19 protein-coding genes and 1 tRNA gene are annotated in these 20,520 nt (G+C 68.6%); 10 read left to right on the forward strand and 10 right to left on the reverse strand.

Annotation, left to right across the window (positions count from 1 at the left end; all coding sequences use genetic code 11):
- Positions 1 to 17 precede the first annotated feature (17 nt).
- The 3 genes from DEIPR_RS05435 to DEIPR_RS05445 form a co-directional block, all read right to left on the reverse strand.
- Positions 18 to 1,298 (reverse strand): S1C family serine protease, encoded by a 1,281-nt coding sequence (locus DEIPR_RS05435; protein WP_013614833.1) that lies wholly within the window; start codon positions 1,296 to 1,298, stop codon positions 18 to 20.
- A gap of 23 nt (positions 1,299 to 1,321) precedes the next feature.
- Entirely contained in the window at positions 1,322 to 1,981 is a 660-nt protein-coding gene (locus tag DEIPR_RS05440; RefSeq protein ID WP_013614834.1) for an FmdE family protein, read from the reverse strand.
- A 108-nt stretch (positions 1,982 to 2,089) separates the two neighbouring features.
- Positions 2,090 to 3,715 (reverse strand): META domain-containing protein, encoded by a 1,626-nt coding sequence (locus DEIPR_RS05445; RefSeq protein WP_013614835.1) that lies wholly within the window; start codon positions 3,713 to 3,715, stop codon positions 2,090 to 2,092.
- Positions 3,716 to 3,828: 113 nt separating this feature from the next.
- Here DEIPR_RS05445 and DEIPR_RS05450 point away from each other — a divergent pair, with 113 nt between their 5' ends.
- Positions 3,829 to 5,025 (forward strand): MFS transporter, encoded by a 1,197-nt coding sequence (locus tag DEIPR_RS05450; protein ID WP_013614836.1) that lies wholly within the window; start codon positions 3,829 to 3,831, stop codon positions 5,023 to 5,025.
- Between the two features lie 56 nt (positions 5,026 to 5,081).
- Here the strand turns inward: DEIPR_RS05450 and DEIPR_RS05455 are convergent.
- The 5 genes from DEIPR_RS05455 to DEIPR_RS05475 all read right to left on the reverse strand — a co-directional run bounded on the left by DEIPR_RS05455 (position 5,082) and on the right by DEIPR_RS05475 (position 8,447).
- Positions 5,082 to 5,171 (reverse strand) — tRNA-Ser (locus DEIPR_RS05455).
- A gap of 15 nt (positions 5,172 to 5,186) precedes the next feature.
- Complete coding sequence (locus tag DEIPR_RS05460) at positions 5,187 to 5,747, reverse strand: DUF402 domain-containing protein (protein ID WP_013614837.1); 561 nt, start codon at positions 5,745 to 5,747, stop codon at positions 5,187 to 5,189.
- Complete coding sequence (gene purN / locus DEIPR_RS05465; protein ID WP_013614838.1) at positions 5,737 to 6,363, reverse strand: phosphoribosylglycinamide formyltransferase; 627 nt, start codon at positions 6,361 to 6,363, stop codon at positions 5,737 to 5,739. Before purN ends, DEIPR_RS05460 begins: the two co-directional genes overlap by 11 nt.
- A gap of 44 nt (positions 6,364 to 6,407) precedes the next feature.
- Positions 6,408 to 7,790, reverse strand: coding sequence for a dipeptidase (locus DEIPR_RS05470; RefSeq protein ID WP_013614839.1), 1,383 nt, complete (start codon positions 7,788 to 7,790; stop codon positions 6,408 to 6,410).
- A gap of 78 nt (positions 7,791 to 7,868) precedes the next feature.
- Positions 7,869 to 8,447, reverse strand: coding sequence for a PadR family transcriptional regulator (locus tag DEIPR_RS05475; RefSeq protein WP_013614840.1), 579 nt, complete (start codon positions 8,445 to 8,447; stop codon positions 7,869 to 7,871).
- A 60-nt stretch (positions 8,448 to 8,507) separates the two neighbouring features.
- On the opposite strand from DEIPR_RS05475, the gene DEIPR_RS05480 reads away from it, so the two are divergent.
- The 4 genes from DEIPR_RS05480 to DEIPR_RS05495 all read left to right on the forward strand — a co-directional run bounded on the left by DEIPR_RS05480 (position 8,508) and on the right by DEIPR_RS05495 (position 11,926).
- The gene (locus DEIPR_RS05480) at positions 8,508 to 9,521 is read left to right on the forward strand and encodes an alpha/beta fold hydrolase (protein ID WP_013614841.1); all 1,014 of its coding nucleotides are present in this window, start codon (positions 8,508 to 8,510) and stop codon (positions 9,519 to 9,521) included.
- Positions 9,522 to 9,737: 216 nt separating this feature from the next.
- Positions 9,738 to 10,298, forward strand: coding sequence for a LabA-like NYN domain-containing protein (locus tag DEIPR_RS05485; protein WP_013614842.1), 561 nt, complete (start codon positions 9,738 to 9,740; stop codon positions 10,296 to 10,298).
- Positions 10,295 to 11,371 carry a tRNA preQ1(34) S-adenosylmethionine ribosyltransferase-isomerase QueA gene (queA, locus tag DEIPR_RS05490; protein ID WP_013614843.1) on the forward strand — a complete coding sequence of 359 codons (1,077 nt, stop codon included), beginning with the start codon at positions 10,295 to 10,297 and terminating at the stop codon, positions 11,369 to 11,371. Before DEIPR_RS05485 ends, queA begins: the two co-directional genes overlap by 4 nt.
- 3 nt (positions 11,372 to 11,374) lie before the next feature.
- Complete coding sequence (locus DEIPR_RS05495) at positions 11,375 to 11,926, forward strand: 2'-5' RNA ligase family protein (RefSeq protein WP_013614844.1); 552 nt, start codon at positions 11,375 to 11,377, stop codon at positions 11,924 to 11,926.
- 46 nt (positions 11,927 to 11,972) lie between these two features.
- On the opposite strand, the gene DEIPR_RS05500 is transcribed toward DEIPR_RS05495, so the two are convergent.
- Entirely contained in the window at positions 11,973 to 12,782 is an 810-nt protein-coding gene (locus DEIPR_RS05500) for a nitroreductase family protein (RefSeq protein WP_013614845.1), read from the reverse strand.
- A gap of 78 nt (positions 12,783 to 12,860) precedes the next feature.
- On the opposite strand from DEIPR_RS05500, the gene DEIPR_RS05505 reads away from it, so the two are divergent.
- Positions 12,861 to 13,976 carry an NADH:flavin oxidoreductase/NADH oxidase gene (locus DEIPR_RS05505; protein WP_013614846.1) on the forward strand — a complete coding sequence of 372 codons (1,116 nt, stop codon included), beginning with the start codon at positions 12,861 to 12,863 and terminating at the stop codon, positions 13,974 to 13,976.
- Between the two features lie 144 nt (positions 13,977 to 14,120).
- On the opposite strand, the gene DEIPR_RS05510 is transcribed toward DEIPR_RS05505, so the two are convergent.
- On the reverse strand, positions 14,121 to 15,449 hold the full coding sequence (locus DEIPR_RS05510) for a YeeE/YedE family protein (protein WP_083801540.1): 1,329 nt from the start codon (positions 15,447 to 15,449) through the stop codon (positions 14,121 to 14,123).
- Positions 15,450 to 15,635: 186 nt separating this feature from the next.
- On the opposite strand from DEIPR_RS05510, the gene DEIPR_RS05515 reads away from it, so the two are divergent.
- The 4 genes from DEIPR_RS05515 to DEIPR_RS05530 all read left to right on the forward strand — a co-directional run bounded on the left by DEIPR_RS05515 (position 15,636) and on the right by DEIPR_RS05530 (position 20,460).
- Positions 15,636 to 16,880 (forward strand): class I SAM-dependent rRNA methyltransferase, encoded by a 1,245-nt coding sequence (locus DEIPR_RS05515; RefSeq protein ID WP_013614848.1) that lies wholly within the window; start codon positions 15,636 to 15,638, stop codon positions 16,878 to 16,880.
- Between the two features lies 1 nt (position 16,881).
- Positions 16,882 to 17,634, forward strand: coding sequence for a ZIP family metal transporter (locus tag DEIPR_RS05520; protein ID WP_013614849.1), 753 nt, complete (start codon positions 16,882 to 16,884; stop codon positions 17,632 to 17,634).
- A complete protein-coding gene (locus DEIPR_RS05525) occupies positions 17,631 to 18,644 on the forward strand; it encodes a DMT family transporter (protein ID WP_013614850.1) in 1,014 nt (337 codons plus the stop codon). Before DEIPR_RS05520 ends, DEIPR_RS05525 begins: the two co-directional genes overlap by 4 nt.
- A gap of 262 nt (positions 18,645 to 18,906) precedes the next feature.
- Positions 18,907 to 20,460, forward strand: a complete 1,554-nt coding sequence (locus DEIPR_RS05530; protein ID WP_013614851.1) for an amidase family protein — start codon at positions 18,907 to 18,909, stop codon at positions 20,458 to 20,460.
- Positions 20,461 to 20,520: the final 60 nt, after the last annotated feature.

Consider the following 20,520-nt stretch of genomic DNA (forward strand, 5'->3'; position numbering starts at 1 on the left):
CGCCGGTAAACCAAACATCAATTGAAGCGGAAGTCGGTCAGCTTGACATCCAGCTGTGACGTTTTCTTGCCCCGCTGCACGGTCAGGCGCACCGTATCGCCCACCCGCTTGCCAATCATGGCGGTGCGGATGTCCTCGGAGCTGTCCACCTGCTTGCCGTCCACCGCCGTGATGACATCGGCGTCACTGTTCGGCATCACGCTGCCGTCGTCGCGCCGGACAGGTTCGGCAGCTTTCAGGCCCGCCGCAGCGGCCGGGCTGCCAGGAAAGACCCGCGTGACCAGCACTCCCGTTTCGGGCAGGCCGGCTTCGCCGCGCAGCTCAGGGTCGGCGCTGCTCAGGTCCAGCATGGAAATGCCCATCACCGGCGTCTTGATTTCCTCGCCGCTTTGCAGCTGCGGCAGCAGACCCTTGACCGTGCTGACCGGAATGGCGAAGCCCACGCCCGCGCTCTGGCCGATGCCCCCGGTCAGAATCTGGGTGTTCACGCCCACCACCTGCCCGGCCGAGTTGAGCAGCGGCCCGCCCGAGTTGCCCGGGTTGATGGCCGCGTCGGTCTGAATGACCGGCTGCAGCACGTCGCCCACGCCGACCGGAGCCTCGCGCTCCAGGCTGGAAATGATGCCTTCGGACACGCTGAAGTCCAGCCCGAACGGAGCCCCCAGCGCGATGGCCTTGAGGCCCACTTCCAGCGATTTGTCGTCGCCTAGCGGGAGGGCGTGAATCTCCTCTTTCGGCAGGTTCTTGGCGCGAATCAGGGCCAGGTCGTAGTCGGGGGCGGTGCCCACCACTTCGGCGGGGTACGAGCGGGTGTCGTTATGCAGCCGCACGGTGATTTCGTCGGCGTCCTGCACCACGTGGTAATTGGTCAGGATGTCGCCGCTGGACGTCACGAAAAAGCCGCTGCCCAGGCCCTGGGCCTCGCGGGGTGTCAGCGGCTCGCGGCTGCCCTGCCCGAACAGCTGTTCCAGCATCTGCTGCTGCAAGTTGGGCTGCACGGTGCTGGTGGTCTCGATAAACACCAGGCCGTCGGAGCTGGATTTCACCACGCTGGCCGTGTTCTGCTCGGATTCGGTGCGGGCGGCGCTGTCAGCAGCCAGAGCCGGAGCCGACGCCGCAGTGGTCACGGCCCGGGCCTGAGCGGTGCTGGCCGTGGCTGCGCCCGAAGCCGGGTCGGCCGAGGGGTCAAGCTGCACCACCTGGGCCGGCTCGCCGCGCAGTTCGGAAAACTGATAGCCCCCGTAGGCACCGGCCGCCAGCAGCGCCGTGATCCCCAGGGCAGGAAGAACTCTATTCATGGGGCCATGCTGCGCGTAGGGCGTTACAACTCGGTTAAAGGCGGCGCCCAGACGTAGTAAGCGCCCGACAAGCAGGCCGGGCACAGCACCCGCTCACCCCGGCGCACCCAGCGCTCGTTGATAATTTCCTCGCCGCAGCCGCTGCACACCTCGCGCTGGCCGTGGCGACTGAGCAGGCCGTCCAGGTCGAAGTTGAGCGTCACCTCCCGCGCCGCCAGCAGCCGGGCGTCGGGCCAGCTGCGGTAAGCGTCCAGATAGGCCTGATAACGCTTTTGCTCCGGCGGCCGGGCAGCACGCACCCGTTCGCGCAGGTCGGTCTGCGGCCACACGCGCACGGCCCGCCCGGTGCGGGTATCCACGAAGGTGGCGGCCACCCGCCCGTAGTCCATCAGCCGCAGGGTGCGCCGGCCCAGCCAGCAGCCGCTCGCCGCCGAAAGACCGTCGGCGTAGCAGCCATCGGTTTCGGCCAGGACCAGCAGGCGCTTGTCGGTGCGGGGCAGCGGCAGGTCCAGCAGGCGGCCGGCCAGCAGCGCCGAGCGCGCTCCCAGCACTTGCCGGGGGCACAGGTGGCCGTGCAGCGCTGCACTCTGGGCCAGGGCAGCGTCCAGTGGGGCAGGGTCGAGGGGTGCACCGGACAGGACCGGGGCAGCACCGACGGAGAAAGGGGGGCCGGAAACAGCCATGCGCCCCAGCCTAAAGCATCGGCACCGCAGGAAATGGGCCACTCGGTGCAGAAACGGCCCATCCGGGACAGGCGGTCAATTGGAGGATGCGGAGGATGAGGGCGGGGCTCAACCCCGGCGGAACACCCACTCCACGCCCCCCTGGCGCAGGATGAGGGTCTCCCCGTCCAGCACGGTTTCGGGCGAGGCCTGCAGGGTGGCTGGCAGGCTGGGCATGGTCTCCAGGCTGGGGCAGAACATCATGGTGCCGGCCAGCGGCTGAGGAAAGGCGAGCTGGCCGCCTACCCACTCGTAGCTGCCACCGAACGTATTGCAGCCATCCGAGCCGCCCAGCGTCGCCTGGCCCTGAGGGTCCTGGCCAAAGGTCAGGGTGACCGGCCGGTTGAAGGTGCCCAGGTCCAGCACCTCCGCGCCCCGGCGCAGCTCGGCCAGGGTGTAACGGCCGCTCGGGCGCGTGGCCTCCGCCGGCTGCGGGTCGGCCGCCGCAGTGGGCGTCAGCTGCAGCTCGCCGCGTGCCGAGCGCAGCGCGAGGGTCTCGCCTTCACGGAACAGTTTGAAGGAATCGCCCAGCAGCGCGGTCACACTTTCTTCGGCGCTCATGTCGGCGCAGGCCATCAGGGTGCCGCCCAGTGCGGCAAAGCTCCAGCCGTTTCCTTCGGGCTGACCGGTTCCGAACAGCCTATTGCAGCCGGCGCTGCCGCTCAGGCGCAGAGAGCCGTCCGCCTGAGGCTCGAACCGGAAGGTGGCGGCCTGGCTCAGGGTCACGTCCTGCCCCTTCAGGCGCAGCGCCGTGCCCTGATAACTGGGAGCCCACACGGAGGCTGCTTCCCCAGCCGCACGTTCCAGCACCAGTTCCCCGTTGACCGAGCGCAGGGTGAGCCGGTCCCCCGACAGCTCGGCGCTGAGGGCTCCACGCAGCAGGCCCGTCAGCCGGGTTTCGGCGGCCGTCAGCTCAGGGTCACAGGCCATGCGGGTGGAAGTGACGCCCGTCAGCAGCCACTCGGTCTGCTCGGTGCGGCCCTTTACCCCGGCACTCTGTACCTGCCCGGCCGCCCGCAGCCGGTTGCAGCCCAGGCTGCCCGACAGCTCCAGCGCCGGGCCCGTGAAGCTCAGGTCAAACGCCGCACCGGGACGCAGCGGCACCGGCTGGCCGCCCACCGTCAGGGAGCGGACCTGCCAGCTGCCGGCAGCCGCTTGGGGAGAGGCCGGAGCCGGCGCGGAACCGTTGATAGGTGTCATGGGCGGAGTCATGCTTTCCTCCTGTGGGGCCGGAGTCAGGGGGCTGCCCAGATTGAGGGCCGGGCCGGTGCGGCGCAGCAGCAGGTCACCCTGGCTTCCCTTGAGGGTCAGCAGTTCGCCGTCCAGTGCAAAGCGGGTGACGCGGTTCAGGCGGCTCAGCAGCTCGCTTTCCACCTGCATGGTCTGGGGGTCGCAGGCCATGCGGGTCACGGCCAGGCCCGAGGTCAGCAGCACCGTGCCGCGCGCAGCGTAGCGGCCGCTCAGGCGGTTGCAGCCCGCCGTGCCGCCGAGCGCCGAGCGGCCATCCAGCGTCAGAGACGGCGCCCTGCCGGCAGCGGCGCCGCCCACCACCTCGTCCGGTCCCACCACGGTCCACTCGCCAGCGAGCGAACGGGCTGGGGCGGTCTGCGCACCCGCCGCACCCAGACTCAGCAGCAGGCTGCCACTTAGACCGCAGTTCAGCAGGTTACGGCTCCATTTTTTTCGGTTGTTCATAGTGAGCGTTCTATCACCCGGTTCTGACTGTGGAGTGACGGTGGAATGATGGCGAAGTTATAGACAGTCCCGAACTGGCGGCCTGACATAGAGCGAGATGAAATAGTGGCGGAGTGACCGCCTCCCCCGCCTCTTCCCACCCGCACAGCTTTCCTGTTCTGGCCGCCCGGCTATGGCCGCTGTATCTGTCTCAGGCACTGGCGACCGGGGCCACCACGGTGAGCACCATCCTGGCCTCGCTGGTGATGTCTGACCTGGGCAGCGAGCGGCTCAGCGGGCTGCCCGCCACCCTGATCAGCGTGGCAGCGGCCCTGTCGGCGGCCTACTTCGGGGCACTGATGCTGCGCCGGGGCCGCCGGCTGGGGCTGGCCAGCGCGTTCGGACTGGGCACGCTGGGCGGGGTACTGGGCTTTTTGGGCGCCAGCTGGGGCATGACGCCGCTGTTTCTGGCCGGGGCCGCCACCCTGGGCGCGGCGCAGGGCGGCTTTCAGCAGGCGCGCTACGCCGCCGCCGAAAGTGTGCCGGCGCAGGTTCGCGGGTTGGCGCTGGGCCTCCTGATGATGATGAGCGTGCTGGGCTCGTGGGTGATGACCGGCTTCGGGGTGCAGATTACGGCCCTGGGAAACCAGCTGGGCACCGGCGAAGAAGTCACCGGCTGGCTGGTGGGCGCCGGCCTGCTGGGCTTGGCCGCCGGACTGATGGCCCTGTGGCGTCCGGTGCAGGAGCCGGCAGCGGCAGCGCAGAGGGGCGCCGCAGCGCCCGCCCGCCCTTCACTGGCCGCAGCACTGGCCATGCCGGGCGTCAAAAGCACTGCCGCCGCCTTTGCCGCCGCTCAGGCCATCATGGTGACACTGATGAGCCTGACCCCACTGCGGGCACACCACATGGGGCAGGAACACGGCTCCATCGCGCAGCTGATTTCAGGCCATATCGCGGGAATGTTCGCCTTCGGCCTGCTGACCGGCCCGCTGATTGACCGGCTGGGCCTACGCTTCGGCTTCGTGGCGGGCGGGGCGCTGCTGCTGCTGGCCGCGGCCACCTCGGTATCGGAGACCCACGCGGGGCTGCTGCTCAGCATGTTCGTGCTGGGACTAGGATGGAACCTGATTTCGCTGACCTCTTCCAAGGTGCTGGCCCGCTTTCCGGCCGCGCAGGGCCCCAGCGACTCGCTGGCCTTCGCCGCCTCGGCGCTGGGCACGCTGCTGGGCGGCCTGCTGATGGCGCAGGCCGGATTTCCGGCCCTGGCCGCCGCTGCCGGCGTCCTGGCCCTGCTACCGCTGTGGAGTGCCTGGCGGGTACGGCCCCACTGACCGGACGGCAAGGCAATAAAAAAACCGCCCTGGAATGGGGCGGCAGTTCTGTCTTGTGGCGGAACGAGAGGGATTCGAACCCTCGATAGAGTTGCCCCTATACACGCTTTCCAGGCGTGCCCCTTCAACCACTCGGGCACCGTTCCACAGCGGCAAGCAGCTTACCCCAAAGCTGCCCCGGATTGCAAATAGGCTCGCACCGCCAGCAGCGGAGCATAAGTGTGGGCATTCAGCGCCGCCATGACCTGCTCTGCGCGGGCATAAATGGCCGCCGACTGCGCCGCTGTCAACTCCCCGCCGGCCACTGCCCCGGCCAGCTCGTCCCCGTCCAGCAGCAGCAGGTGCCGGGGCTGCCAGCCGGGGCCGAACAGCCCGGCCACGTCGAGGTACAGGTCGTCTATCCAGGGGAGGCCCGCCATCTCATCCCAGCCGCCGCCCTGGTGGATATCCACGTACAGTTCCAGCGGCGTACCAGAGGCGTCCAGCAGCACGGTGAGTGCGTCTCCCACCACACCCGCCGGAGCGTCCAGCGGATGCGCCCGAATCCAGCGCCAGCCGTGGTCGAATAGCCGCAGCGGTTCGCCGTCAAAGTCCACGGTGAGCGGCCGCCTGACCCGGTAAGCGGTAAAGTCCACCATCAGGAAAGGGCCGAAGGGGACGGGGCGCTGGGAATAGTCCAGCGCTCCGGTCCACTCGCGCAGGTCGTGCAGTTTACGGCGCACCCGGCCGGGTCCAGCCGGCCAGGAACCGCCCCAGCGCCCGCACGTACAGCGGCCCCTCGGTGGCCTGCACGCGGGCGCGCAGCTGCTCCACCGAATCGGTCAGCAGCACCGGCACGTTGCTCTGCGCCAGCACCGGGCCTTCGTCCACCCCGGCCGTGACCAGATGCACCGTGGCGCCCGATTCGCGCTCGCCCGCTGCAATCACGGCGGCGTGAACGCGGTCGCCGTACATGCCGGGGCCGCCGTAGTTGGGCAGCAGGCTGGGGTGGATGTTCAGGACGCGGCCCGCGTAGGCTTCCAGCACCTGCGGCCCCAACACTTTCATGTACCCGCTCAGCACCAGCACGTCCACGCTGTTCTCCTGCAAAAAAGCCAGAATGGCACCGTCCAGCTCGGCGGGGTCCGGAAAGCGGGCACTGCTGAGATGTGCGGCAGCCAATCCTCCTTCGGCCCGCGCCCAGGCCAGCGCCGAGGAGCGGCTGTTGTTGCTCGCCAGGGCCACCGGCACGGCGGCCAGCTCGCCGGATCGGCACGCCGCCGCGATGGCGCGCGCGCCACTGCCCCCGTGTGACGCCAGAAAGCCCAGGCGCGTCGGCACTTTTTCTTTATTGATCATGTCGTCCCTTCCGGAGCGGCGGGACGGCCCGCCACTCTTTTTCGCTACTCGCTCTCGCTCGCAAGGGCGATTTCCTGCATCAGATACGCGCTGGTCAGGATGCCGTTGAAGTAGTCCTCCTGCGCGAAGCTCTCGTTGGGGCTGTGCAGGCCGTCCTCATTCACGCCCAGGTCCACCAGCAGGACGGGGGCACCCAGGATGCGGGCAAAGTCGGCCACGATGGGAATGCTGCCTCCGGTGCGGCCAAAGGCGGCAGGTTTGCCGTACACCCGCTCCAGCGCACGGTCAGCGGCTTTGATGAAGGGGCTATCCAGGTCAAACTTGACCGGCTGCCCGCCGTGGTGGTCAATCACTTCCACCTGCACACCCTTCGGAGCCAGGGTGGGGATGTAGTCCATCAGGGCCTTGGTCACGGCCGCCGGGTCCTGACCGGGCACCAGGCGGCAGGAAATCTTGGCCCCCGCCTTGGCGGCAATCACGGTCTTGCTGCCCTCGCCCTGGAAGCCGCCCCAGATGCCGTTCACGTCCAGCGTAGGCCGGCCCCAGATGCGCTCCAGCGTGGAGTACCCCTGTTCACCAGGCAGCGCCGAAGCACCGATGCTGGCAGCGAATTCCTCATCGGAGTGCGGCAGGTCCGCCCACATTTCGCGCTCCTGCTCGGTCAGCGGAATCACCGAATCGTAAAAGCCGGGCACGGTGATGCGGCCCTGCTCGTCCTTGAGTCCCGCGATGATTTCGCACAGTGCGTTGATGGGGTTGGGCGCAGCCCCGCCGTAGCTGCCCGAGTGCAGGTCGCGGCTGGCCCCCTGCACGCGCACCTCGATGTAGGCCAGTCCGCGCAGGCCGTAGGTCACGGTGGGCACGTCCTTAGCAAAGCGGCTGCCGTCGGAAATCACGATGACATCGTTTTTCAGCTCGTCCTTGTGGGCTTCCAGGTAGGGTTCGAGGTTGGGGCTGCCGATTTCTTCTTCGCCTTCCAACAGGAATTTGAGGTTCACGGGCAGCTCGCCTTGCGAGAGCAGCAGCTCGGCGCCGCGCACGTGGGCGTAGGCCTGGCCCTTGTCGTCGGTGGCCCCACGGGCGTAGATACGGCCATCACGCACCTCAGGTTCAAAGGGCGGGCTGACCCATTCCCCGACAGGGTCTTCGGGCTGCACGTCGTAGTGGCCGTACACCAGCACGGTGGGTTTGCCGGGGGCCTTGAGGTGCTCGGCGTAGACCACGGGGTGCCCAGGGGTTTCGTCCACGCGGGCGCTGAAGCCCAGGCTTGCCAGCTTGGCCCGCAGGTACTCGGCCGTTTGGCCCATCGCCTCCTTGCGGGTGCTGTCGGAGCTGACCGAGGGAATGCGCAGCAGCTCGAACAGTTCGGCCTGGGCCGAGTCGCGGTCCAGCAGGGCGGCAAGGTTGGACGGGCTTGGTTGTGTCATAGGGACATCATAATCCGGGACGAAACGGCTGGCCCTGACCCGCCCCCCCGCCTTGCTGGGACAGTTCGAGGCAGCGTGTCAGCCCGTGGAAGTCCCGTCTCCAGCCCCCAACTCGCGCTCCAGCCGCGCCACCGCCGCCCGCAGCCAGTCGCGGTCGGCCCGGGTCAGCCACAGGATGCGCTCCAGCGCCAGACCCACGCTGGAGGTACAGGGCGAACGTTCCGCAGCTGCCTGCGCCGCCGCCAGCTGCTCTTCCGCACCCGCCAGCCGCTCACGCAGCGCCGCCAGCACTTCCGCAGGGGGCAGATGCTCGGAGAACATCACCGGCACGTTGCCTTCGGGAATCAGCGCTTCGCTGCGGGGCAGATGCTCGGCCAGCAGGCGCTGAAAGTGCGAGCGGCCCGCTTCGGTCAGATGAAAGACACGCCGGGTAGGGCGCTGGCCCAGGGCCTCGGCGCGGCTTTCAATCAGGCCGTGACCTTCCAGCCGCGCCAGCAGCTGATAGGCCGTGGCCTTTTTCAGCCGAATCACTGCGTCCAGATTGCGCTCGATAAAGTCGTTGATTTCGTAGCCGTGCCGGTCCTGCTCGGTCAGCAGGCCCAGCAGCAGCAAGGTCCGGTCGTCGGCCGGGAAGTGGTCTGAAGAAAGCTTGGTCACCCGCTCATTCTAGAATAGTCAGAAATGACTATTATGGAACTGACTAAGAGGAGGTCCACCATGAAACGCAGAAAAAAACTGCTGAACGCCGTTCCCACCGCCATCGCTCTGGCCCTGCTGGGCACCGCCGCCGCACAGGCGGTACAGGTGAACCGTGCGCCCGCCGTGCAGGCCACAGGCAACCAGGCTACTAGCAAGCAGGCCGCTGGCACCCTACGCCCCGCCGTGAACGGTGAGGTGCGCTCGCTGCAGCTGCCCGGCTTCGGCACGGTGCGCTACTACGCCAGCGAAAGCGGTACAGGCCGGCCACTTGTCCTGACCCACTCGGTCAATGCCGCCGCCAGCGCCTACGAGATGAAGCCGCTTTGGGACGCCTACGCCGGCAAGCGCCCGGTCTACGCACTGGAGTGGCCCGGCTTCGGTCAGAGCGACCGTCCCGATACCCGGTACACGCCCGAGCTGATGGCCCAGGCCCTACAGGCGCTGGTGAGCGAGCTGGACACCGACGTGGACGTGGTGGCCCTCTCGCTGGGCAGTGAATTCGCCGCCCGCGCCGCCCTGCAGGAGCCCCGTATCCGCAGCCTGGCCCTGCTCAGCCCCAGCGGCCTGGGAAAATCGCGTGGAAACAGCCAGCAGTCCAGTGCAAACGACCGTGGTGAGCGCACCTACCAGACGCTCAGCCGCATTGAGAACCCCCTGTACAGCCTGCTGCGGACGCGCGCCAGCCTGGTCTACTACCTGAACAAGAGCTTCCGTGGCCCGGTGCCCGAAGACGTGGTGCAGTACGCCTGGGAAACCAGCCGCCAGCCCGGCGCCTCCAACGCACCGCTGCACTTCATCAGCGGCAAGCTCTTTACGCCGAATGCCTACGGCGAACTGTACAGCCGCCTGACGGTGCCCACCGCCGTGCTGTATGACCGCGACGGCTTCGTGTCGTTCGACTTGCTGCCGCAGTTTGATGCCAAGAGCAACGTGGCCGCCGTGCGGATTGCGGGCACCGACGGCCTGCCGCAGTGGGAGCAGTCTGCCGCCGTGCAGCAGGTGCTGGGCGAACTGTGGAACCAGGCCCGCTAAGGCCCCTGCATAGACCACTCCTTTTTTCGGGGCGCTCCTGAGGTGAGCGCCCTTTTTCCTGTCACTTCTTTTTTTCATGTCACTTCTTTGCGCCGCTCACTCCTGACTCCCGGCGCGGACCCAGGCCCACCGCAGCAGATGCGCTAGGCTGAACCGTGCCGGCCGCCGCGCCTTTTTTCAGGTGGCCGCAGATCCCCCACAACAGGAGAACCCACAATGCAGTTCATCACCCCAAAGCCCCGCGTGGGCATTTTTATTGACACCCAGAACCTCTACCACTCGGCCCGCGACCTGCTGGAGCGCACCGTGAACTTCGAGACGCTGCTGCACGCCGGCGCGGACGGCCGCGAGCTGGTTCACGCCATCGCCTACACCGTGGAGCGTGAAAACGAAAGCACGGCCCGGCCCTTTATCTACAAGCTGTCCACGCTGGGCTACAAGGTGCGGCGCATGAACCTGACCCTGCACTTCACCAGCGACTCTGGCCGGCCCATCTATGAGGGCAACTGGGACATGGGCATGGTGGCCGACATGGTGCGGCTGATGGACCACCTGGACATCGTGGTGCTGGGCAGCGGCGACGGCGACTTTACCGACATCGTGGAGGTGCTACAGGAGCGCGGCAAGCGGGTGGAAGTGCTGGCTTTCCGCGAACACACCGCCCAGAAGCTGATTGACGCAGCGGACAAGTTCACCCACCTGCCCGACCTGAGCGGCGCCCTGATGCCGGCCCGCCGCAAGGCCGAAACGCCCGACGCAGGACCCGAGGAAGAATGACGCTGAGCCCTGACGCCGCGCTGGCGGCACTGCACTTTGAGCTGCCGCCGGGCCGCATCGCGCAGACCGGCGCCGAGCCGCGTGACTCTTCGCGGCTGATGCGGGTGCCGCGTGCCGGAGAGGTGCAGCACCACATCTTCCGCGAGCTGCCGGAGCTGCTGCGGGCCGGCGACGTGCTGGTGTTCAACCAGAGCCGCGTGATTCCCGCCCGCGTGATGGCGCGCAAGCCGAAGGTAGGCGGGCAGGGCGGCGGCCAGATAGAAGTGATGCTGCTACGCGAGGAAGAAAACAATGTCTGGAGCGCTTACCTGAAACCCGCCCGCCGCGCCGGGAACGAGCTGTGGTTGGGCGACCCGGCCGGCGTGCAGCACCGCGCCGAGGTGGTGGGCGTGCAGGAGGACGGCGCCCGGCTGCTGCGCTTCGACCACGACATCAAACCCCACCTGGACGACATCGGGCGGCTACCGCTGCCGCCCTACATCGAGGCCGGCGAGGACGACACCGTCTGGTGCGAGCGCTACCAGACGGTGTACGCCCGCGAGAACGGCTCGGTGGCGGCCCCGACCGCCGGCCTGCACTTCACGCCCGAGCTGCTGGAGCGGCTGCGTGCGCTGGGCGTAGAACAGCATGCTGTCACGCTGCACGTGGGGGCCGGCACCTTCAAGCCGGTTCAGGGCGCCGTGTCCGAACATGTGATGCACGCCGAGCAGTACCACATTCCGCCTGCGACGGCGGACGCCATCAACCGCGCCCGCGCCGAGGGCCGCCGGGTGGTGGCAGTGGGCACCACCACCGTGCGGGCCCTGGAAAGCAGCGTGGACGGGGGCGGCGAGGTGAGGGCCGGCAAAGGCGACACCCGCATCTTCATCACGCCGGGACAGGCGGTGCAGGTGCCGGACCTGCTCATCACCAACCTGCACCTACCGGATTCGACCTTGATGCTGCTGGTGGCGGCGTTCGCGGGCGTGGAACGCATTCAGACCGCTTACGCCGAAGCGCTGCGCCACGATTACCGCTTCTACTCGCTGGGCGACGCGATGCTGCTGGACAATACCAGCCGCGACAGGCCGTAACGCGTGAGCGGCGGCCCCAGCCGGCTGCTGGCCCTGCTGCCGCCAGCGGACGTGGCCGAGCAGGTACAGGCTTGGCGCAAGCAGCACGGCGTGCAGGACGCGGCGGCCACCCCGCACATCACGGTCAAGGCGCGCAGTGGACTGGGTGCGGGGCAGGACTGGGTGCCGGCGGCCCAGGCGGTGGCGGCGGCCACGGCGCCGGTCACACTCACGCTGGGCGCCGCCCCCCGGCTGTTTCCGCGTGGGCGGGCCCTTTACCTTCCCGTGACCAGCCCGGAGGCGGTGGCCCTGCATCTGGCGCTGCTGGACGCCCTCAGCCCAGCTCGGCGCTTCAGGTACGAGGGGCCGGCCATGCAGCCGCACCTCTCGCTCGCCTTGGGGCGGCGCGGCGTGGACCTGCCCCGGCTGCTGGCCGCCGCCGAAGCCGAACTGGCGGAGCTTGCCGGCCTGAGCTGGACTGCCCGCTGCCTCGCGCTGCTGCGTAAGCCGGGGCCGGGTGGGGCTTACGCGGTGCAGGAATGCTGGCCGCTAGGAACGGCAGCGGAGCAGGCCTGAAGGCGGCCACGCCTCCACCACCCGCCCCCTCTCCGCCACCTGACTCTTACCTGGAACCCTGCAGGCCCTGGCGCTCCTTGACCGCGCTCAGGCCGGCTTCACGCTGCTCCATCGCTCCGCCCGCGCCCCAGTACATCTTCAGCAGGCGCGCCCAGTCGCCGGGCTGGCCGCCACGCGCCGCGATAGGGTTCATCTGTTCGATGTTGCGGCGCAGTTCGGCTTCGTCGGGCAGGCGGTAGCGGTCCTGATGGACCACCGTTTCCCGCTCCAGGCGGGGGCGGTAAGGCGTGTCCTCGTCGCTGAGGCCCACGGTGAGCGCCGAGAACGGCAGCACGCCGGCCGGCAGCTCCAGCAGCTCCACGATTTCGGCCAGGTGGTTCAGCACGCCGCCAATCCAGCAGCCCTGGTAGCCCAGCATCTCGGCGGCGGTCAGCAGGTTCTGGCCGGCCATCACGGCGTCGCCCACCGCGAAATGGTTCGCCACGTCGGGCCAGGCTCCCGGCTCTACGCCGTCCAGCCGCAGAATCTGCGCGGTGCGGTGGATATCGGCACACAGCACGAAAGCCGCGCCCGCCGCAGCGATATGCGCGTTGCCGGTCAGCTCGGCCATGCGGGCACGCACGGCGGGGTCCGACAGCTGCACGACGGAATACAGCTGCGAGGTGGAGTGGGTGGGCGCCCGCTGCGCGGCGTACAGCACAGCGTCCAGATGGTCCTGCGGCAGCGGGATAGGCTGGCCCCCTTCGGTGCGGTACTGGCGCACCGTGCGGTGCCCGGCAAAGAACTCGCGCACCTGCTCGGCGGTCTGCTGACGGCCGGAAGCGGCCTGGGGGTCTGATGCGGAAAGCTCTGACATAGGGCGCCAGCATAAGCCACAAGGCATTCCTAAAACGTTCAGCCTTGTCACGCTTTTCGCCGCCCTAGACTGGGGGCCATGACAATCCCCACCCATCCCCAGCACCGCTCCGAAGACCCGGTGGTGACGCCTACGCTGCTCCAAGGCGCCCGGATGAAGAGCCTGGAACTCACCAACCGCATCGCCGTCTCTCCCATGTGCATGTACCAGGCCCAGAACGGGCTGGCCAACGATTTTCACCTCGTCCACTACGGGTCGTTCGCGCTGGGGGGCGCGGGCCTGATTCTGCTGGAAGCCACCGCCGTGAGCCCCGAAGGCCGCATCAGTCCCTACGACCTGGGGCTGTGGGACGACGGGCAAATCGGGCCGCTGGGCCACATCACCGACTTCGCCCACCGGCATGGGGCCAAAATCGGCGTGCAGCTGGCCCACGCCGGGCGCAAGGCGTCCACCCACCGCCCCGGCGAGGGCCACGGCGCCCTGTCGGAGGAGCGCGGCGCCTGGGAAGTGATTGCCCCCAGCGCCCTGGCCTACAGCGAGAACTACCCGCAACCCCGCGAGATGACGCCCGAAGAAATCGCCGCCACGCCCGCCGCCTTTGCCGCAGCCGCCCGCCGCGCCGAAATCGCTGGCTTCGATACGGTCGAGATTCATGCGGCGCACGGCTACTTGCTGCACCAGTTCCTGTCGCCGCTCAGCAACGCCCGCACCGATGCCTACGGCGGCACCTTCGAGAACCGCATCCGGCTGCTGCTGGAGGTGGTCCGCGCCGTGCGTGAGGTGTGGCCCGAGCACCTGCCGCTGCTGGTCCGTATCAGCGCGACCGACTGGGTGGAAGGCGGCTGGGACCTGGAGCAGTCTGCCGAGCTGGCCCGGCTGCTGCGTTTCGAAGGCGTGGACGTGCTCGATGTCAGCAGCGGCGGCCTGGACCCCCGCCAGCAAATTGCCGTGGAGCCGCTGTATCAGGTGCCGTTCGCGCAGGCCATCAAGCAGGCCGCGCCCGAGCTGGAGGTGATGACGGTGGGCCTGATAGAGACGCCCATGCAGGCCGAGCAGGTGCTGCAAGAAGGCATGGCCGACTGGGTGGCACTGGGCCGCGCCCTGCTGCGTGACCCGCACTGGCCGCAGCGGGCCGCCCGCGAGTTCGGGATTGCCCCGGCCCTGCCGCAGCCCTACGCACGGGCGGGCTGGTAAGGCGTCGTTCGTCAGGACAGTCCCTGAGCACAATGCGAAAGGGCCGCCGGAGCTGAACTACCGGCGGCCCTTTTCATAGCTTGATACTGCATGGCCTGATACTGCACCCGGCGCCTCTTCGGCAAAGCGCCGGCTGCCTTGCTCTCAGGGCGTCATCCGGCGCAGGAAGCGGTTGCCCGCCACGCCACCGATGACCATCACCACCAGGAAAATCCAGCCAGAGAGCGAGAAGTTGGCGATGGGGGTAAACAGCGCGCCCACGTTGCAGCCGTTGGCGAGCCGGGTGCCTACGCCCATGCACAGGCCGCCCAGGGCATAGAGCCCAGCTTCCTTCGGGGTCAGGTGCAGGGCAGAACGCACCACCTGGCGCAGCCGGTCGGACATCAGCAGGAACAGCACCACGCCGAGGGTAATGCCTATGTTCTGCACGGTGATGGGGTGCTGGAAAAACGGAATCAGAAAAGGCTTGGCGCCCAGGCCGGTCCATTCGCCCAGGCGCTCCGGGCTGACACCCAGCGCCATCAGGGCCTGACCGAACCACAGACCATAAGGGGTGCTGGCGCCCCAGCCACTGCCCGTCACGGCCATCAGCAGGAAGAACAGCACCGCCAGCACGGTGGCTCCTTCGGCCATGGTCCAGGGACGCACGAACAGCCGCTGGTACCCGGCCTCGGTCAGCCAGCCGCCGCGCAGCTCAGCGCCGGCCTGTTCCCGGCGGCGCTGCTGGCGCAGTTCGTCCTGGCGGCGCTCACTGGGCACGTATCCCAGGCGGCCCAGCCGCTCACGCCGGCCCTGATACTGCCGGCTCAGCCACACCACGCTCAGGCACAGGGCGCCGGTCAGCAGCAGGGCGCCCAGGTAACCGCCGGTGCCGTCCCAGGCGAACAGGTCCGGCAGGAACACGCCTCCTTTATCCAGCGCGGCTCCGGTGGGCGTGGTCAGCCAGGACTGCGTGACCAGGCTGGCCTTTTGCTGAACAGGAAAGCCCAGAAAGACTCCGGCACTGAAAAAGACCAGCGTAACCAGCGCCCGTGGCGGCCCCGTGACCAGGTCGGTCAGCACGCCCGAAGCGCAGCAGGATGAAAAGGTCATGCCGAAGCCGAACAGTAGCCCGCCCAGCAGCAGCCCGCCGTTGATGGGATTGATCCACAGGTCCAGCGCTGTAGGGCCGGCGGCCACCATCACCCCGGTGGTCAGCAGGGCGCTGAGAAAAAAGAGCCCCATCAGCGCCTGCATCAGCCGGGTGGACCCGGTGTTGTAGGCGCGGTTCACGCTGCCGGCAAACCCCAGCGCGGCGCGGCTCAGGGTGTAGCCCAGGGCCATGCCGATGCCCAGGCGGAATTGCAGGTCCGGGCCGTAGAAGTGCCCGGCCAGCACTGCCAGGCCTGCCAGTAGGGCAGCAGCAGCCCAGCGCTCAGGGTGGCGTGCCTGCGGCGAAGACGTGTGAGAGACAGGAAAAGTCGAGCGTGTCATCAGCAGCTATCTTACTCTTCAATATCTGATATTTCTATAGACAATAACTTTGGCCGTGGTCTCTTGCGCCCGGTGGGCCCGGCGTGGCCCTGGGCACCGGCCGCCTCTTCACGGGCCAAGCGTCTGCAAAACAGTGAGCAGCACGGAAAATGGAGTGGTGCGGAGAACTGCTCTAGACTCTTATTCATGACTCCTCCCCCCTCGTCCCGCCGCAATCCGCCCCAGGTGGGCCAGCGCAGCAGAACCAAAAGCACCTCTTCCCAGCCGGCCGTGACCCTGACCCAGCAGGCCCTGCGCCGCATTGCCGGGCGCTATCCGTTCGGCCACAGCAAGGATATTCAGGACGCTCCCGCTGGCCTGGAGCCGGGCGTGGTGGTCACGGTGCGCGGCGCGGACGGTTCCTTCGTGGGGCGCGGCTACTGGAACGAGGGGGGCGCGACCCCGCTGCGGCTGCTGACCTGGCAGGATGAGGAAATCGGCGCCGCTTTTTACCGCCGCCGCGTGGAAGAAGCCCTGAAACGCCGTGCGGGCCGCATCACCGGCACGGACGCCCTGCGCGTGCTGCACGCCGAGGCCGACGGCCTGCCGGGCGTGGTGGCCGACCAGTTCGGAGACGTGCTGAGCGTGCAGCTGCGCAATGCTGGCGTGGAGCGGCACCGCGAGCTGATTCTGAAAGCCCTGCGCGACGTGACCGGGGCCGCCGCCGCCTTTGAGCGCAGCGACACGGGCGAGCGCCGCAAAGAGGGTCTGGAGCTGACCAGCGGAGCCCTGTGGGGCGAACTGCCGGAAGAAGTGGAGTTCTTCGAGGACGACCTGACCCTGTTTTTCCGGCCGCTGGAAGCGCAGAAGACCGGCTTTTTCCTTGACCAGCGCGACAACCGCCGGCTGATGCGCTCGCTGGTGCAGCCGGGCCAGAGCTTCCTGGACGTGTACTCGTATACCGGCTCCTTTAGCCTGCACGCGGCCAAGGCAGGCGCGAAGGCCACAGCAATCGACAAGGACAACGTGGCGCTGGCGACCCTGGAAACGGTGGCCCGCCGCAACGGAGTCAGCGTGGGCGTGCGCTGGGGCGACGCGCTGGAGGGGCTTGCCGTACTGCAACGCGAAAAGCGCCGCTTCGACGCCGCCGTGTTCGACCCGCCCACCCTCGCCAAGCGCCGCGACGACCTGCCCCGTGCCAAGAAAATCTTTACCGACGGCACGGCGCAGGTGCTGGACATGCTGAATCCCGGCGGGCATCTGCTGGTCAGCACCTGTGCCCACTACATCGGCGTGAACGACCTGCTCGACAGTGCCCGCGTGGCCGCTGGGGCTGCAGGCTGCGGCGCGGAAGTGGTGGACATCACCTACCAGCCCGCCGACCACCCCCACCTGCTGAGCGTGCCCGAAAGCCTGTACCTCAAGAGCATCCTGCTGCGGAAGGAGGCCTGAGATGCAGGCGATTCAGGCGCTCCCCGGTGCAGTACAGGCCGGCTTCTGGGGACTGGTTTCGGGCGCGGCGCTGCTGCTGGGCGCGCTGGTCGGGCTGCGCTTCGAGTTGCCGGCGCGCTGGGTGGCCGCCGTGATGGCCTTCGGGTCCGGCGTCCTGATTTCGGCGCTGGCGTTCGAGCTGATGGACGAAGCCTACGGGCGTGACGGCCTGACTTCCACCGCGCTGGGGTTTCTGGGCGGCGCGGTGCTGTATACCGCTGCCACCATCCTGCTGGACCGCTGGCAGGGGGGCAGCGGCGACCAGGAAGGAGAGCAAAGCGGGGCGGCCTTCGTGGCCGGCGCCCTGATTGACGGGATTCCCGAATCCATCGTGGTGGGCCTCAGCCTGCTGGGCGGCGGGGCGGTCAGCCTGGTCACAGTCATCGCCATCTTCCTGAGCAACATTCCCGAAGGCCTTTCCGGAGCAGCCGGCATGAAGGGCAACCACCGCCCCGGCCAGATCGTGCTGCTGTGGACCGGCGTGACCCTGCTGCTGGGGCTGGCCTCGCTGCTGGGCTATACCGCTTTTGCCCACGCGCCGGCGGGGGTGGCGGCCACCACGGCGGTCGCCGCCGGCGGCATTCTCGCCATGCTGGTCAACACCATGATTCCCGAAGCGTTCAAGGAAGACCACAACTGGTCGGGACTGATTGCGGCGCTGGGCTTTTTGGTGTCGTTCGCGCTGAGCAAACTGGGTGAGGGGGGCGGCGCATGACGGCGACTCCTTCGGGCACCCACGCCACGCCTTCTCTGCCGGCCACGTCCGCCCTGCGCGGAGCCGCGCTGCTGGGCCTGGTCACCCTGATCTGGGGCAGCACCTTTGCGGTCATCAAAACGCTGGGCGCACAGCTCGACCCCGCTGCCATGGTGGCCTGGCGCTTCACGGTCGCGGCGGCGGTGCTGGCTCCGGCCACGCTGTGGCAGATACAGCGCCGGCGGCGCAAATACGCGGCGCGGCGGCCCTGGACTGCGGCGCTGTGGCGCGACGCGGCCATTCTGAGCGCGTGGCTGCTGGCCAGCTACGGCACGCAGACCGTGGCCCTGCAAACCACCACCGCCAACCGCACCGCCTTTTTCACGGCGCTGAGCGTGCTGCTGGTCCCGCTGTGGCTGGCGGCCGTGCAGGGGCGCCGGCTGCCCGCCGCGGTCTGGCTGGCGCTGCCCCTGGCGCTGGGTGGGCTGGGGCTGCTGTCCTGGGAGGGCGGCGCCCTGAATGTAGGCGACGCCTGGGCGGTCGGCTGCGCGGTGACCTACGCCGGGTTCATCATCGCGCTGGAAGGCATGGCGGGGCGGTACCCGGCGCTGCCCTTCACGCTGGCGCAGGTGGTGTGGGTGGCGGCGCTGGGCTGGGGCTGGACCCTGCTGAGCGGGTCAGCGGCCCTCCCGGCGGCCAGCGGCGCGGCCGCCTGGGCCCAGGCCTGGGGACCGCTGCTGTATCTGGGCGTGTTCGCCACGGCGCTGACCACGCTGCTCCAGACTCTGGGCCAGCGCCACGTGAGCGCTCCGGTCGCCAGCCTGATTTACTCGCTGGAGCCGGTCAGCGCCAGCGTGTTCAGCTTCCTGCTGATTGGCGAGAAAATCGGCCCACGTGGCCTGCTGGGCGGCGCACTGGTGGTCGCCAGCACCGTGCTGAGCAGCCAGGCCAGCGGCGAGGCCCATCCGGAAACCCCCACTCCCGACGCCGGCCGCTCCCCGGAAGATGAGGACGACCTGGACGACCTGTAGGACTCGGTTCCTGGGGTGGTTCAGAGATACGTAGCTTGGGTCTCGGCACCGAGCGGGCCACACATGCGGCAGCACGGAACTTGGAGGGATGCGGCGAACGGCAGACCGCATCCTTCCATTTGCCCCTCTCCCTCCATTTGGAGTCAAGCTCCGTAGCCAGGACAGTGCCGGCCAGAGAAGACCCACTCGGACGCTGGCCTGAGGTCCCCAGGTCGCCTGATGTCCCAGGTGACCCAATGTCCCAGGTGACATAGTGGCAAGCATGACCCCTCCCAAAATCTCGGCGGCGCAGAGTTACTCGGCCGCGCAGGGCCGGCGCCAGGCCAGCCGTGAAGCCGAAACGCTGCGGCGCCCGCTCGACTTCTCCCCTTTCGCCGCCGCGCTGGACGCCCTGACCGCTGAGCGCCTGAGTGGGCTCGAAGCGCTGGTCCGGCCTGCCACGGCGGCGCAGTTGGCCGCGTGGCAAGCGGACGGCCGCCTGAGTGCCGAGGACCTCACCCTGCTGCACCTGAGCCGAATTCAGCGGCTGGACGCCGGGCAGCTGAACAGCGTGCTGGAACTGAACCCGCAGGCCCTGGCGGGCGCCCGCACCCTGGACGCTGAGCGGCGCGGCGGCCGGGTCCGCTCGCCGCTGCATGGCCTGACGGTGCTCATCAAAGACAACGTAGCGGTGGCCGGGCTGCACTGGACCGCCGGAGCAGCGGCTCTGGCCGAGCACCGCGCCGGGCAGGACGCTCCGCTGGTGGCCCGGCTACGGGCAGCCGGCGCTGTCATTCTGGGCAAGACCAACCTTTCGGAATGGTCCAATTTCATGACCGAAGACTCGGTCAACGGCTACAGCGTCCTGGGGGGGCACACCCGCAACCCCTACGGCCCGTTCGACGTGGGCGGGTCCAGCTCCGGCTCAGCGGTGGCCGCCGCCATGAACTTTGCCACCTTCACGGTAGGCACCGAAACGTCCGGCTCGCTGATTTATCCGGGCAGCCAGAACGCTCTGGCCGTGCTGAAACCCAGCCTGGGCCTGGTCAGCCGCAGCGGGATTCTGCCTATTACCGAAGCACAGGACACCGCCGGCCCGATGGCCCGCAGCGTGGCCGACCTGGCGCTTCTCCTGCCTGCACTGGTAGGCCACGACCCGGCCGACCCGGTCACCTTACAGGCGGAAGGGTTCACGCCACCCGCTGCGCTGGACCCGGCCGCCCTGCGCGGCGTGCGGGTGGCGCTGTGCTTGCCCGGCGACCTTCCCCCCAACGCCCGCCAGACCATCGAGGCCGGACTGGCGGCAGCGGGTGCCGAGGCAGTCCCCTACGACTTTCAGCCGCCCAAGCCCGACTGGCTGAGCGTGATGCTGCACGGCATGCAGCAGGACCTGCCTCGCTGCTTGCGGGAAGGCGGGGCGCCGGTCACCACCCTGGACGAGCTTGTGGGCTTTAATGCACAGCACGCCCACCGCGCCCCCTACGGCCAGAGCCTGCTGGAGCGGGCGCTGGACCCGGCCGAGCAGGTTTCGCCTGGACGCTACGCCGCAGCCAAAGCGGCCAATTATCAGCTGGCAACCGCTGCGCTGGACGGTGTGCTGGCGGCGACCGGCGCCCGCTGGACCGTATCGCTGAGCAACGAGCTGTCGGGCGTATACTCGGCGGCCGGGTATCCGGCGCTGACCGTCCCGGCGGGGCAGTACGCGAGTGGCGAGCCGTTCGGCGTCACCTTTATCGGCCCGGCCTTCAGCGACTCGGAACTGATTGGGGCGGCCTTCGCCTACGAGCAGGCCACCCGGGCGCGGCGGGAACCGCCAGCTTCATCGCTGCCAGGGTGAAGAGGCTGCCCGCTGGCCGCAGCCGAAGGGGCAGGGGCAGGGGCAAGTCTAAAGCTGTTT

Source organism: Deinococcus proteolyticus MRP, from assembly GCF_000190555.1.
GTDB lineage: Bacteria > Deinococcota > Deinococci > Deinococcales > Deinococcaceae > Deinococcus > Deinococcus proteolyticus.

What these genes read in the sequence shown, in the direction of transcription:
- DEIPR_RS05435 (WP_013614833.1), bottom strand. Translation starts at nt 1,298, where the DNA reads ATGAATAGAGTTCTTCCTGCCCTGGGGATCACGGCGCTGCTGGCGGCC.
- DEIPR_RS05440 (WP_013614834.1), bottom strand. Translation starts at nt 1,981, where the DNA reads ATGGCTGTTTCCGGCCCCCCTTTCTCCGTCGGTGCTGCCCCGGTCCTG.
- DEIPR_RS05445 (WP_013614835.1), bottom strand. Translation starts at nt 3,715, where the DNA reads ATGAACAACCGAAAAAAATGGAGCCGTAACCTGCTGAACTGCGGTCTA.
- purN (WP_013614838.1), bottom strand. Translation starts at nt 6,363, where the DNA reads ATGATCAATAAAGAAAAAGTGCCGACGCGCCTGGGCTTTCTGGCGTCA.
- DEIPR_RS05470 (WP_013614839.1), bottom strand. Translation starts at nt 7,790, where the DNA reads ATGACACAACCAAGCCCGTCCAACCTTGCCGCCCTGCTGGACCGCGAC.
- DEIPR_RS05480 (WP_013614841.1), top strand. Translation starts at nt 8,508, where the DNA reads ATGAAACGCAGAAAAAAACTGCTGAACGCCGTTCCCACCGCCATCGCT.
- DEIPR_RS05485 (WP_013614842.1), top strand. Translation starts at nt 9,738, where the DNA reads ATGCAGTTCATCACCCCAAAGCCCCGCGTGGGCATTTTTATTGACACC.
- queA (WP_013614843.1), top strand. Translation starts at nt 10,295, where the DNA reads ATGACGCTGAGCCCTGACGCCGCGCTGGCGGCACTGCACTTTGAGCTG.
- DEIPR_RS05500 (WP_013614845.1), bottom strand. Translation starts at nt 12,782, where the DNA reads ATGTCAGAGCTTTCCGCATCAGACCCCCAGGCCGCTTCCGGCCGTCAG.
- DEIPR_RS05505 (WP_013614846.1), top strand. Translation starts at nt 12,861, where the DNA reads ATGACAATCCCCACCCATCCCCAGCACCGCTCCGAAGACCCGGTGGTG.
- DEIPR_RS05510 (WP_083801540.1), bottom strand. Translation starts at nt 15,449, where the DNA reads ATGACACGCTCGACTTTTCCTGTCTCTCACACGTCTTCGCCGCAGGCA.
- DEIPR_RS05515 (WP_013614848.1), top strand. Translation starts at nt 15,636, where the DNA reads ATGACTCCTCCCCCCTCGTCCCGCCGCAATCCGCCCCAGGTGGGCCAG.
- DEIPR_RS05520 (WP_013614849.1), top strand. Translation starts at nt 16,882, where the DNA reads ATGCAGGCGATTCAGGCGCTCCCCGGTGCAGTACAGGCCGGCTTCTGG.
- DEIPR_RS05525 (WP_013614850.1), top strand. Translation starts at nt 17,631, where the DNA reads ATGACGGCGACTCCTTCGGGCACCCACGCCACGCCTTCTCTGCCGGCC.
- DEIPR_RS05530 (WP_013614851.1), top strand. Translation starts at nt 18,907, where the DNA reads ATGACCCCTCCCAAAATCTCGGCGGCGCAGAGTTACTCGGCCGCGCAG.